Below are 14,163 nucleotides of genomic sequence, written 5' to 3'. Positions count from 1 at the left end.
TGACGTTTTAACCAATCCCGGCCAGGCCGATGTCGTTGCCAAGGCTGGTATAATTGATAATCTGGCCTGTTCTTCCTGCAAGAAGCATCAGAAATCTTTGAAACCGGCTTAACTCTTTGATGTTAATGATGGTTCTGACATCGCATTCATCAACAATTCCCTGGATATATGACATCAATTATCGCACCGGCGGGGATATCATTTAAAAAACCCCTGGGGTCTTGTTCGGCCGCCAGCCTGATATCCGGATCTTCATTGAAAAATAGGGCTTGTCCGGATAGGTCATTTTTACCAGGGATGTTTTTCCGGACTGGCGGGGCCCGAGTATCGTCACAACCGGATACTCTTTTGCAGATTCAAGCAGTTCTTCTGTAATTTCACGAATAATCATGGGGGACATCATATATAATTCTTATGAGAATTACAAATTACACTTCATAAATTATCTATTGTCAATAACAGCGCCTGCCCGGGTGAAAAAAAAATAATACGCCAATTCTGGTTTTTTCAGGTTCGATTCTTGCTTACAGATTTTTGGGTGGTCTTTTTGGGTGGTCATTGATCAAAAATAATGCCTGGCAAGACCATGATTTGGATGATTTTACGTTGAACTTATCCCAGAGGTTTTAGAACAGCTAAAGACCCGGGACCGGATTTTATTATGTTGGAATATACACCGATAGCTCAGTTTGCCATAGGAAACGACCACAAGGTAAAGGTCTGGAACAGAGCTTTTGAAGTTCTTAGCGGCGTTTCCGCTGAAGATATTATCGACACAGACCATCAGTGGAAGATTTTTTATTCCAGCAAACGGCCCGTGCTGGCCGATCTGGTTGTCGAGCAGGATTATGAAAAATTCCTTGAAATATACGGCACAAAAAATCCGGCACAGTCCAGCATTGTGCCCAATGCCTGGGAGGCAACAGACTATTTTGAAAATATTAACGGAAGGCCAAGATATATAAATTTTCTGGCGGCTCCTGTTTTTGACCATGCAGGCAACATTACAGGCGCAGTCACAACGCTTCAGGATATTACCCACGGCAAAATTCAGGAAGACGCCGTAAGGCGTGAATCCGAACAGCTCCAGCAACAGTATTCATTGTTTCAGTCCTCAATGGGTGAGCGCTTCACGTTCTGCAATATCATCGGTAAAAGCCGAAAAATGCGGGAGGTCTATGATATGATTGCACGGGCGGCAGCCGTTGCCGACAGTGTTGTTATCCACGGCGAATCAGGGGTAGGAAAGGAACTGGTCGCAAGAACTATACACAATCTCAGCCAAAGAAAAAACGCACCGTTTCTCTCTGTCAATTGTGATGCACCGTCTGAATCCCTTCTGGAAATTGAGTTCTTTGGTCATGTCAAAGGCGCCTTTCGCGGTGCCTGTAATGACAAAAAAGGCGTTCTTTGCCATGTACAGGGCGGTACCCTGTTTCTTCATGACGTTGGAAAACTTTCCCTGAATCTGCAGGTTAAGCTCCTGCGGGTAATGGAAGGGGGGGGGTATTCACCGGTCGGGAGTAACGAGGTACTTTATTCCGATTTCAGGATTGTTGCCGCCAGCACCTGGAATCTATGGGAAGAGGTTCAAAAAGGCAGGCTCCGCAGTGATTTTTTTTATCGCTTGTATGTGATACCCATAGATATCCCGCCCCTTCGTGAACGGAAGGAAGACCTTGCGCTGCTTGCCGATTATTTTTTAAGCCGGATGAAATCATCCCTTCACTTTTATGCCTTGCCCGAAAAAGACATACAAGCGCTATACAATTACCACTGGCCCGGAAATGTCAGGGAACTTCAAAATGTTCTCCGCAGGTACATCGGCTTACAGGGCCTTGATGCTATTGCGCCCCCGAATATTCCCCTCCCTGAGATTCCACCGGCCCGCCCCTCAGGAGTCATTGCCGTTTCGGATTCAGGCACAGATCTTCCGTTGACCGATGCCGTTGCCCGGTTTGAGAAACAATTTATTCTTTCCGCCCTTGAGCTCTCCCGGTGGCACAGAGGAAAAGCCGCTGAAAAACTGGGTATTTCCCGCAAGACACTTTATCGCAAAATGGGGGCCTATGGGATAGATCTGCCCTAAAATAAGACAAAGAAGTCCTGTTTTGGGTCATATTCGCCCCAAATGTTGTATTTCCCCGTTTTAATCCTCCCCTCCCCATCTTTTTTTTCATCAGAATTAAGTCGCCATTTATTTGTAATTCAGTCTGCACGTTGCGTTTTAAATAATTATTCGGCAGCCCTCAAAACCTTTATAATATGGTCTTTCGGGCTTTCAAAAACGATCCGACGTATTGTGACGAATGATCGTGGGCATATGGGCTGCCAATAAACCGACTCGAAACCCGAAATAGGACGATGGCACAATGTTTGCTAATTTCTGATGAAAGTATTTTACAATTTTTAATAACTTAATAAAGAGGAGTATGAAGATGAGAAACGAAACATTGGCAAACCCGGGACCGCTCGGATTAATGGGCTTTGGAATGACAACCGTGCTTTTGAATATTCATAATGCCGGTTTTTTTGAAATCAGTGCCATGATTCTGGCGATGGGACTTTTTTATGGCGGTCTGGCCCAGATTATCGCCGGTATTCTTGAATTTAGAAAAGGTAATACGTTTGGCGTTACGGCATTCATATCCTATGGCCACTTCTGGCTGACTCTGGTGGCGCTTATTCTATTGCCCAAACTCGGCTGGGCAGATCCGACGCCTGCAAAATTCATGGCCTGCTATCTGTTCATGTGGGGCATCTTTACACTGTTCATGTTTTTCGGGACATTAAAATCGAACAGAGGGCTTCAGTTTGTTTTTGCATCGCTGACGGTATTATTTTTTCTTCTTGCAATCAAAGACTGGACAGGTTCACATCTTATCGGGGTAATTGCCGGCTTTGAAGGCATTATCTGCGGACTGAGCGCTATTTATCTTGCTATGGCCGAAGTTCTCAATGAACAATATCACAAAACAATTCTTCCGGTAGGCACACTCTAACCAAAACTATCTTCGATGGTTAGACCTTGATCATTCTTTCGGCCATGTATTGGGTAGGGGCAGATTCCATATCTGCCCCTACTGGTGGCGGCAAACACTTTTCCTTCTTCAATCAGCCAACCGCAGCAGAAGCCAATTACCACATATTTTAGACTGCAGTGAGACCGCTACTTGCAGAAGATACTGACGCTTTGGAACAATTGGATCAAATACGTCATGGCTTTGCAGAGGCAATGGAAAAACAAATCCAAAAAATGTGGGCAGCCAAGCTTGGCTTGACGGACTATCACCCAAAGCTGGTGCAAAAAAAGGCCGCCCTATGCCACAACCCAAAGGGCCGACTCTGAAGCATGGTTGAGGATCTGTTTAGAAGTAGGTCCCATAAAAAAAGCCCGCTCAGTTCCGGTGCCGGCCCATTACCAGGGTATCAAATCCTTTGTCCTTAGCATAGGAGACAATGCTATTGCCTATACGCCTTGACCTGGGGTGTCTAAATCTGCCATTTTCGTTTGCGCACTTTTTGGCCCCCTTTTGAGTTTTGAGTTGTTGAAATGCCTTTCAGAAGAGGTCGTTCAACAGATTTTGGGTATACCCAAAAAGCGGGCAAAAATAATCATCCGAAAAGCGGGTTTTTAGACAGCCCAGCCTTGACCCCTTATAAACACCGGGGAGCAAAAAAAAAGGTTTTCAGCAGTGCACTGAAAACCTTTTCATATTGTGGCGGGAGTGACGAGACTCGAACTCGCGGCCTCTAGCGTGACAGGCTAGCGTTCTAACCAACTGAACTACACCCCCGTGATTATTTATAGTGGACAATGCAGTGCTTGAACCTTGCAAAGGTTACACTCTACCACTGAGTTATCTCATTCTAAGGAACAATCTTCTACCGGATGGCTGTGTCATTGTCAACTAAAAAAAATTGTGATGGCCATGTATGGGTCAGTAAATTGAGGCAGTTCTTTTAGGACTTGTAGGTTGGCCTAATAAAATAATAGAAATCCCTTCTATCCTCAACTAATTTGATTAGCCTTTCGTTTTTAAATAAGTGATCTCAAAGGCCTTACAGGACCGATACTGCTGCAGCCGGTTACTCAGGGAAAACGAATCGTTTATTTCATAGTGCTGAAAGATATCCAACCCCCGGTCCAATAGAATCTTCCAACCGTGGTCGGTTACAATATGGCGTGCATGAAGGGTTTTGGTTTCGTCAAACTCCCATGTAAAATGAACGCCGGCTATGGCACAGTTCTCCTGGATCTTTATAAAGCTGTCTATCTGCTGCGGCCCTTTAAAGTCATCTTGAACCGTTATCAGATGGACGTCAACTTCATCGTCTTTGGGTTTGATTCTTACTATGGTTTCAATAAATTCCATGAAGTTTCTGATCTGGTAATAAATACGGATGTATGAATCCGTCACCGTTATTTTTCCGGCATCCTGGAGATAATCGCTGAAGAGCTTGTCAAATGTTACGCCTCGCTGGTTCTCTTTTACAATGACCTGTCTTTTTTTAAGTTCGGGTGGTTTGTCACTAACGACAGCTGGCTCCTGAGACTGTTCGGGTGCCTGACCTCCTGTTTCCGATTCAGGTTCCTGGTCTTCAACAGAACCAAAATACTGGGGATATTCTTCCTCCTCAAGGCTCTTTACATGGACGGTTGTTTCGTCGTCATTTTTTGTGTAAGCAAACCTGACCGCAGCATAGGTGGAATCAATTTTCATCAACTGGTCTTTAACCCTTTTACGGCCTTCTATGGCAAATTGCAGGACATCCTCTATCTCCTGTTCCGTAGCTTCCTGGTGGGGATACAGGATTTTCATTAAACCGGAAAAGGTCTTGTTGATACCGTCTTTATCCCTGGTGGAGATGTCACTGACAAGATCAAAATACTGAGAATAATGACCTGAATGGTCATGGTTTCTTAAAAATCTTAAAATCTCAGCCAGGTAATCCACCACAAAGCCATATCCTTCAGAGAACAGCTCTCCTCTGATGATGTCCACCTCCCAGCCTGGGAGATAGAAATGGATTCGATCCAGAAATGCTGAATCGTAATACTGTTTGGGCAGTTCATCAAAAAGATCCGTATGCTTGAGCATATAGGGCAGATTGTGTCTGGTGTTACCGACAAAAACCATGGATGCTTCAGCGCCGATGGTTTCCACTCCACGGGAAAAGGACTTGTTCGCCATGTAGTTTTTCATGATATCCACAAGCGCCTGCTGTATTCTCTTTTCCTTTCCGGCAAATTCATCAAAGGCAACGGTATCCCAGTATCCGACAAGGCCGATTTTACCTGAACTGTTGTTTACAAATAGTTTGGGTACGGTAATCTCCCCACCTGATATCAGGATGCCATGGGGTGAGAAGTCGGAAAAGATATGCGACTTTCCAGTTCCCTTGGGACCAAGCTCAATCAGGTTGTAATTGCGTTCACAGAACGGGATCAGCCGGACCAGCTGCAACAGTTTGCTTCGTTTGCCCAGTTTTTCAGGATTAAAACCAATGCTCTGGATCAGAAGGTCAATCCATTCATCCGTGGTAAACTGCCTTCTTGCATCGATATATTTTTCATAATCAAAAGATGACAGCTGAATGGGTTTCAGTTTGTTAATGATCCAGGGGGAAACGGATTTGTCTTCAAAATGCTCATACTCCATATCCACAATGCTCCAGACACCGCTCACCAGGAGTTTGGGATGTTTTTTCACCGTGTCCGCATCAACCAGGATCTGTTTAACTCCCAGGTTGGCGAAAGATGCTTCATACACATCTTTCTTGTCATTGAGGGCAACACTGACTTTATCAATGACCTTATGACGGCCTTTCTCCCTGATAACAGACTTGATCAATCCGGCTTCGTTCCGATGGACATAATGTTTCCGTAAAATCTCTTTGACGGTTTCAATACCGGTTTTGATGCTCTCTTCATCTGCGGTCGCACAATACTGGCCCAGCAGGAATTCAAGAACATAGGAAGGAACAATGGCATTCCCTTTAACAATTTTAACCAGGTCCTTGCGGACAACGAGTCCGGAAAAGTGCTCATTTATTTTGTCATCAAGTGCTGTCATAACTATCTTTCCTAAAAATCAAAATCACTGGTAAATGATCTTCGTATCACATACCGGGCTGATTTATATTCTTTAAAATAGGTGGTTCCAGACTCCTGTTCTTCCAAACGCAGATAAACTTCCTGTTCATTGAGATCATCCGCTTTCTTGGTCAGGACAAACCGTATTTTCAGTTCCCTTTCCCTTGGATTATCGGAAGCAAATTCAAAGTTCAGATTATGGCTGTCAGAGACAAGTTCGTTGTCTTTTGAATAGATTCCCGCTCTCAAAGACCTTGCTTGAACTTTATCCGTAACAGGCTGGGTCTGATAAAAAGTGACGGAGAATTGACCGGTGGTGATAAAGGATGTCGAACCACTGAGGATATTAACTCCAACCTTGGAGATATCACTTTGCCGTTTCTTATGAATTTTAATGACCGGGATGACCACTTCCTGTAACGATGCCCCACCATGGACAAACCTGGACCCTGAACCTTTTAACCGTAATCTATTAATGGATTTCGGAATCTGGATCTCCATGTCTCCTTCTATGCCTGCTTCTTTTGCGGTAAAGGATTTCATACCGGTGTTCTGTGGCAACCCTTTACCCAGCAGGAAACGCCTGTCTTTATGGAGTGCATCAATCCCGGTAATATCAGCGCCAAGGAAATCACTGTCTTCAAGAACACGGTCCTGATAGATAAACCCATGATCAGATGTCACCAAAAGGTTGGTCGCATTGGCAGCTACCAGTTTCTTAATTATTTTAATCAAAGCTTCAAGGGTATCTTCAACCGCATCAAAAACCCGGCCCTCGGATTCTTTTTTATCACCGGTCGCATCAATCTGATTGTGGTAAACATAGACCAGATCATGGTCCCTGAATAGTTCCCGGCATTCTGTTTTGTTCATCTCCATGAGATCCTCGGCCCTCATGGCCTTGGCTGCACCACTTACTGCATCCTGGAGAATCTTTGACCTGTTTTCCGTACCCTGGCTGCGCTTTCCATCCACCAATACGGTGGTCGAATGATTATCCGAAAAGGTTATCTCTTTGTTCGGCAATAAAGAAGCCATACCGAGCTGAGTGAAACTGGGAAGTGTGGTCAGCATCGGGGATATCTCTGCATCAAACCGATCCTCCTGGCGAATACGGCTGTGCAATTCATCGCCGATCTCAAACCGCATGGCATCTGATATAATAACAAACACCTTCTTTTTGTCCCGGAGGAATGAAGAAACGTTTCTTTGAAAGAAGTGTCTTTGAAACACGATATCGGTTTTACCCCAGGCTTCACATTGATCCACCTGTTTCTGCCATTCATTGTTGACGGTCAGCAGGTAATTATTGGAATACAGATTCTCGATTTTATCTGACAGGGCCTTGAGTACGGACACCTGGCCTGATCTCTTTGTATGGAAAACATATTGACGGTAAAGCTGATCGATCAGATACCAATAGTTGGTATACTTGCTCAGGCCGTCACCCATGGATTCAATGTTGATTTCCGTTTCTTCCAGAAGCCGGATGAACCGTGCGCCATGATCAATGGCCTGGTACAGATCCTCATATTGTTTGTACCAGTATCCTATTTTTCTCTGCCGGATCATGCTCTCACGGTTTCCGGCTGTAATGGTCCGGTCAACCACCTGCTTAACCAGATCGCTTATGATCTTTCGATCCACCAGTTCAAAATAATCAATCTCTTCAAGGGATGAGATATCTCTTTTTTGAAGGTCCTTTTCGATGGCCAGGATGTCCGCGCATTCTTTGGATAATGTTTCAAATGCACTCTGGTGTCTGACACTATCCTTCCACCGTTTAAGGAATACCAATGCATCGGGATTCAGTTTTGAGTCTTCACCCAGGCTCATGTCATAGCAGGACTTGAACAATTGAATGGTGAAATCCTTAATCCCTGGCGAATCGGACGTATAACCGTAAGTGATCTCCAACCGATTCCACAAAAATGAGTCAAGGGTGCAGTTTTCGATGAGTTTGAATTTATCATCCTTTTTAACGGCTGATTCTGAAAGCAGGTTTTCAAGAATATTGTCTATCCGGGGATCTGACGCTGCACATACAGCCAGCATTTTTGTTCTGACAGCATTTTGCGTATCATCGGAGGCAAGTATCTTTTTCAGGCCCTCTCTTCTTTTGGCGGCGTTGAAGAAAACAGCATGTTCGTTCACAACATCTGTAAACTCTATCCCCAGTCCAAGCTCATTGAGCCATATTGCAGACTGATCCGTTCTGAACTCACCATACGCCAGTTGAACATCCAGCAACCAGTTGTCCAGATCAGCAGGGGCTTCACCTTCATGATATAGAAGAAACTTCTTGTCCGGTTCCTCCCGAAGGATTCTGTGCTTGACCCTGAACTCGTTATTGTTCAGTTCGACTTTTTCAATGTCAGGTAAATCAAGCTTTTCATAGTCACTTCTCAGTTCTTTTTTGGCGTCGTACCAAAAAACGATTCGGTGTTTTTTAAAAACGGGTTTTAGTGCCTCTGCTATTTTTGTCATCAATGACCTGCTTCATGCTTTATAATTCTGAAAAGTTCCCAAAAAGGGATTTAATTGTCATATAAAATTCGCCCAAAACGCCGTCAGGATCAGGCTGAAGATATGCGGTCACAAAGGTTTGAAATTCTTGTTCGGTCAACACATCATCGATAAATGGCTCAATGGCCTTTTGTCTCAGATCATTGAGTTTTGGGATACCTAAGCCAAGTTTTTCAATGGTGGTTTTTGCTGCCGGATCTCCTGGTTCTAATGGCTTGATGCGTCCATCTGCCAAAAATAAGAATTTGTTTTCACAATCCGGGGCAAGGGGTGAGACCAATAAAGCCGCATCAAACCAGTCTCCCTTAAGATTGCCACAGTGACGGGGCTCGCCTTTTTTCACTCTATTCTGGCAGGAACAAAGCATATTGGAATAATCAAGCGGATCTATCGCTTCATTGCTTTGGGGGATGAAATGCTCAATATGGGAATCATCAAGTCTGAGCCGCCGCTCGCAATAGCAGCAAAGATATCCCTGTTCCTGCATGAGTGAGTTTTTGACACCATTTTTCAGTTGGTTTCCCATTGACCTGTACTCCGGTTTCCAATCCTCACTCTCAAGGGCTTTCCACTCGGTCAGTTGAACAGGCTCCGATCCTTTTTGAATGTATTTCATTTGCCCAGCACTTCTTTTCGTTTAATCAGCACAGCCGCTTTGACTATTTCAGGATCTTCTCCTATCATGGCCCTGAGATTTGAAATTTGCTCTTTTGCTTTGTCTGTTTCGCCCTCATTAATGGTTTCGTATAGTTCCTTTAAGAGGGTGTTTACTTCATCAGGACGGGTTGTGTTAAGTCCCATTAAATCTTCAAGCACCCGGTCTGCATTCTTGCCGTAGGATTCTACAGGTTTGGTGTATTGAATCCCTTCATCCGAGTCGTTTAACAGGAAAATGTTTTCCGGTTGTACATGGGTGATCACATGGGGCGAATGGGTGGATATGATAAACTGAAGGTTTGAAAAAACCCTTGTGAGGGTGGGAATAATCTTGCGCTGCCACCTGGGATGCAGATGAAGATCTATTTCGTCAATAATGACAACACCACTTCCTTTCAGCGGCTCGTCTCTTTCAGGATTTGCAATGGCAAGCCTTCTGGCAAGATCCCCAACCATGGCAATCAGGCATTTTTCACCGTCTGATAACTGGGAAACAGACAATGTCTTTCCGTTTTTTTCGACCTCCATTCTCAGGGGATTCCGGCGCACACTGAAGTTTTTAAATTCCGGCAAAAATTCATCCAGGGCTTTTCTAACGGTTTCCAACTGAGAATCCGGAAATTGAAAGTCATCCGGTTTGATCAGCGCATTTCTATATCGTCTATTTTCGTTTTCAAGATCTTCCCGTTCCCGAAACCACTCAAAAAACGTTCTAAAATTGGCACCGCTGGTTAATGCATCATCATAGGCAGCAAAAAGATTGAACTTATGTTTTTTTCTAATCCGAAGGGGAATATCAACAACAGCCCTGTTAACAGGATAATAGACGCATAAAGGAAGATTTAATTTTTCCTCGCGTTCTTCAATCATTGCCTGCAACGCCTCTGTGAAATTTTTCAGCCCGGAGAAGTCGCTTTTCTTTAAGACTTTCATGTAACTTGTTCTGCGTTTGGCTAAGCTCCAGTAAAATGGTTGTTCGTTATCAACGCAATGGAGCGTAACAAAAGCGGCGGATGTCCCGTTGGAAATATCATCTTCTGCGATTGGACGTCCTGACGCTCCGGACCGCTTCAAACGGCTCACAAACCATGACAGCATGACGGCTACGGCATCGAGCAGCGTTGATTTCCCGGCACCGTTAACGCCTAAAAAAACGTTCAGGTCATTTTTCAGGTCAAAGTCGAGATTTTTGACGCCCCGATAGTTGGATAAAGATATGGATTTAATTTTCATATTATAGACACCTCCGGTTCTATTGTTCGCTCAATCCGATAACCTTCTTCAGGGCTTTTCCAAATTTTGGATAGTTTTCTTTCACACCATCGTCAAGGTCGATCTCTATTTGTTTCGTTGCCAAAGGATAAAGAATATCACGCTCATATTCATCCACTTCATCCAGCACCTTTTTGATTTGCTCAATCTCTTTCAATGCCTTGGTTTTTTCGCCTTGGGATGCAGAGGTGCTGATACTGATCTTTTCAAGATTGTCTTTTCGGGCGCTCAGTTTGGTTCTGAATTCACGGAGATAATCGTTTAAAACAATGGATACCGTATCCGGTCTATATCGGTGCATATAAATCAGGGCATTGAAACTGCCCTTTGGTGATGAGAACATCCAGTATATGGGCCGTTTCTTATACATCTTTACATGGTAGGTATAAAAATCTTTGAGGAAAAATTTACGAATGTCCTTGCCAATTGCCTTTTCAATGAATTCAAGATTTTCTGCGTAATGCTCTTCGCCAAATGTCACCCTTAAGAATTTTTTAAACCGTTCAGCTATATCATCTGAGAACCAGTCGACCTCCATAATCGGAATTACATTATCGTCGTCTGGTTTAAAAATTGCTTGAGGTATCTTTGCAAGATAGTTTTCTATAGTTTCTCCTTGATTCTTTAGAATTAAGCCTTCTTTATCCAAGGAATAACGTCCAAACATACAACCAACAGAGTATGATAAAAATTCCTTGATTGTATCTCCTAAAAAAACATTTTCTAATTCTTTTTCACTTTTGTTTCCTCCATAGCGATAATATGGATTACAAGTTAAAGTTATTTCTGACATGGATAATTCTGGTTTAAATTCATCTACAAGACCATATGATTCCATAAAATGGATATTATTCTTTTCTTCTAACTCCTTCATTTTCATAACATCTTCATTAAAACAGCTTTTCAGGGTCGAGTACGTCTTTTTTAACGTTGATTGCTTTAAGTTAGAAGTCAGCAAGGGGGAACGAGTAAAATCCCAGGATGTTTCATAAGAATTCCAATCTCGAACTCCTATTTTTATCAATTGTTGAATATTACTCTGTGTAGCGGAATTATATAGCTTATTAGAGTAGGGGATGTCCCTATAATTACCCGCCTGAAAATGAATCGTAGGGTTCAAGACCTTCGCTATATTAAATACGAATGTACTGTTTATTACAGATAGTCCTATTTCGAAAGGAACGTCTTTTGTAAAAAAAGCAGAGTGTCCAGACACATCCGAAATGAAGCCTGGTGGTAGATATCTACCAGACAAACGCCCTGAAGTTACATCTGACCATGTTATTCCCTCATGAAACAGCCACTCTAAATTCTGAATATACCTAGACCAATGTTTACCCTTATTACGTTGAACAGCGTATTTTTTTATCTCTTCAGCATCATTTTCCCAATTAACTACATATATAAGATTTCCATACCATTTTCTATACCCGCCTCCTTTATTGTAAGGATACCACTTGAAACTATCATTGTAGGTATCTTCTCGGATTTTACAGCCATAATTAATCTTTGATTTAGAGATTTCATACCAAAACTTTAGAAATCTATCGTTATCACCGGTGTTCTGGCCTACAGCAGAGGTCGATATATCTGAAAGATTTGGGAGTTTCTTAAATATATTTCTTACATTATCACTTAGCCAATATGTTATGGGTGTTCCTGGTATTGATTTAAAATTGCTCGAAGAACTTCGATAACGAATTCTTTGGCCTGAATCGTCCGACTCACTCGGGATTTCATTCACTCCTGTTTCATCTCGATATAAATCAAAGTTATATTTATATTCAGTGTTATTTTTAGAGTTTAAATATATTTTTGCTATGTCGTTATAATATATATGTTGGAAATTTCTTTTATGTAATCTGTAATAAAACCCTAACTTATTCGGTTCTTTAGCTGTTTTAATGACGAATGCAGTTGATCCCCAGTCAATACCGAATATCCCTCTCCCCATGTGAAGCATTGAGTCGATTACATAGTTGTCTAATATGAATTTTCGTAATTTGGCAAAGGAGGATAAAAATAACCAAGAAGGAAGATTAATCATTCCCATATATCCCTTCTTTAAAGATAACTGAATACATCTTTCCAAAAACATTGTAAAAAGATCCAGCTTACTATTTGGATAATTGTCTTTCACCCACTTTCCTAAACGACTATTCATCCCTTTTCTGCCCATATAAGGAGGATTAGCTACGACAACATGATACTTAGGGCTTAAATAATCAGCCTGTTTCAAAACTTTCAGGACTCTCTGATGAATACCTTGAAGAAACATATCATCAGCCACTTTCTTCTCATCTATAAGCCGCAGTACATCTGATACATTGGTTAGCTCTGGCCGAATCAACGAACCAAAATTATCTGCTTCCTTGAACTGATAAAGCAGAGTTGAAAGATCCATGGAAAACAAATCTGGGCCGACTGCATCCATATAACTTTTAACCTCATGAGCCTCAAAATTAATATTTTCAAGAACACAAATATTGGGATGAACCTTCTTTTTAAAGAAACGACGATACTTCTCTCTGGCTTTCATACAGAGTGCAAATGCAGCCAACTCTCCTGCCCGTTCATCGATCTCAATGCCATAAAGATTATTTTCAAGGATGAGTTGTGGGATCTTGGGAGCATCATATCCTTGTTCTTCGTAGATAGTATAGAGGATCTCAAACGCATACACCAGCATGTGACCGGAACCACAGGCGGGATCACAGATCTTTATCTCTTCTGGCGATTTGATTACCAGAAAGTCCTTCTCCTCCTGTTCCGGTTTTATATAATAGTCCATCCTGTCAATAAGTTTGGAGCCAGGGTTATTCAGCATCCACAATCGCCCAAGTGAATTTTCTACCAGATAACGAACGATCCAGTTAGGTGTAAACAACTGCGTGGCTGCTGGTATATTCTCCGGTGTCACCTTTTTATTCTTCTTTAGCCCGGCAAAGACCTCATCCTTTTTCTCAGAGATATAGAATTGGTATAGCCAACCGATAACCTCAACATCCGAACAGGCTTCTTCAGAAAGAGCTTCCCGGGTGGTGGTCAGAATTGAACTGTCTGACAACAAATCATCCGGCATCAATAGTTCGGTATAGTCTGCGATCCTTTCAAACAGAAACGGCATAGTGCTATAGTAGTCGTTACATACGGCAACCAACAGTATCCGGTAAGCCTCCTGCTGTGGTTCAGGACTTGGAATGGTTTCATTCAGAAGACCAAATACCCGATTTTTATCGATCCTTAATCCTTCATCAATATGACCTTGTTTGGCTTCCATCAAAATTTCCGGCTGGGAGAGTCCTTGTGCAGGTGACACAACTCCTATACTGGTGTATCGATTTACATCCATGAATCTCAACGCACAGAATCTGTTGAACCAGATGTAAGCAACCTTCTCGACGACTTGATCTTCGGATGTCCGAGAGATTTCCTTTTCAAGTTCCTTAACAGCTTTCTCATTTTCTCTTCTGGCAGCACTGTTGGTATCCAGCACTATGGACAGTTTTGTGGATACCAGTTCTATCAATTGTCTTCGGGCATTCTGTGCAAATGGTTTCAGTTGGGATGTATTCAATTGTTTATGCTCCGTATAAAGTTTCTAATATTCG

The 14,163-nt window shown here is 42.7% G+C and carries 9 protein-coding genes and 1 tRNA gene; 2 read left to right on the top strand and 8 right to left on the bottom strand.

The annotated features are described in order from the left end of the window. Nucleotides 1-7: 7 nt before the first annotated feature. Both HXW94_RS01305 and HXW94_RS01300 read right to left on the bottom strand, forming a co-directional pair. Nucleotides 8-175, bottom strand: coding sequence for a hypothetical protein (locus HXW94_RS01305; RefSeq protein WP_178365098.1), 168 nt, complete (start codon nucleotides 173-175; stop codon nucleotides 8-10). A 27-nt stretch (nucleotides 176-202) separates the two neighbouring features. After that, nucleotides 203-391, bottom strand: coding sequence for a hypothetical protein (locus tag HXW94_RS01300; protein ID WP_178365097.1), 189 nt, complete (start codon nucleotides 389-391; stop codon nucleotides 203-205). A 270-nt stretch (nucleotides 392-661) separates the two neighbouring features. Between HXW94_RS01300 and HXW94_RS01295 the strand changes: the two genes are divergently transcribed. Together HXW94_RS01295 and satP are read left to right on the top strand one after the other, a co-directional pair. After that, a complete protein-coding gene (locus HXW94_RS01295; RefSeq protein ID WP_178365096.1) occupies nucleotides 662-2,089 on the top strand; it encodes a sigma-54 interaction domain-containing protein in 1,428 nt (475 codons plus the stop codon). Nucleotides 2,090-2,438: 349 nt separating this feature from the next. Then, a complete protein-coding gene (gene satP, locus HXW94_RS01290) occupies nucleotides 2,439-3,002 on the top strand; it encodes an acetate uptake transporter (protein ID WP_178365095.1) in 564 nt (187 codons plus the stop codon). A 718-nt stretch (nucleotides 3,003-3,720) separates the two neighbouring features. Here satP and HXW94_RS01285 read toward each other — a convergent pair. The 6 genes from HXW94_RS01285 to pglX all read right to left on the bottom strand — a co-directional run bounded on the left by HXW94_RS01285 (nucleotide 3,721) and on the right by pglX (nucleotide 14,129). Next, nucleotides 3,721-3,797, bottom strand: a tRNA-Asp gene (locus HXW94_RS01285). 228 nt (nucleotides 3,798-4,025) lie between these two features. After that, a complete protein-coding gene (gene brxL / locus HXW94_RS01280) occupies nucleotides 4,026-6,077 on the bottom strand; it encodes a BREX system Lon protease-like protein BrxL (protein ID WP_178365094.1) in 2,052 nt (683 codons plus the stop codon). An 11-nt stretch (nucleotides 6,078-6,088) separates the two neighbouring features. After that, entirely contained in the window at nucleotides 6,089-8,584 is a 2,496-nt protein-coding gene (gene pglZ / locus HXW94_RS01275) for a BREX-1 system phosphatase PglZ type A (protein WP_218576520.1), read from the bottom strand. Nucleotides 8,585-8,603: 19 nt separating this feature from the next. Beyond that, nucleotides 8,604-9,239, bottom strand: coding sequence for a retron system putative HNH endonuclease (locus tag HXW94_RS01270; RefSeq protein WP_178365092.1), 636 nt, complete (start codon nucleotides 9,237-9,239; stop codon nucleotides 8,604-8,606). Continuing rightward, nucleotides 9,236-10,513, bottom strand: a complete 1,278-nt coding sequence (locus HXW94_RS01265; RefSeq protein ID WP_178365091.1) for an AAA family ATPase — start codon at nucleotides 10,511-10,513, stop codon at nucleotides 9,236-9,238. The genes HXW94_RS01270 and HXW94_RS01265 overlap by 4 nt, the downstream gene beginning before the upstream one ends. A gap of 19 nt (nucleotides 10,514-10,532) precedes the next feature. Next, a complete protein-coding gene (gene pglX, locus HXW94_RS01260; protein WP_178365090.1) occupies nucleotides 10,533-14,129 on the bottom strand; it encodes a BREX-1 system adenine-specific DNA-methyltransferase PglX in 3,597 nt (1,198 codons plus the stop codon). Between the last annotated feature and the right edge of the window lie 34 nt (nucleotides 14,130-14,163).

The sequence above is a fragment of the Desulfobacter latus genome (genome assembly GCF_013389365.1).
GTDB classification, from domain to species: Bacteria; Desulfobacterota; Desulfobacteria; order Desulfobacterales; family Desulfobacteraceae; genus Desulfobacter; species Desulfobacter latus.
Note: the sequence above shows the minus strand (reverse complement) of the source record. Positions and strands in the feature narration are given on the sequence as shown.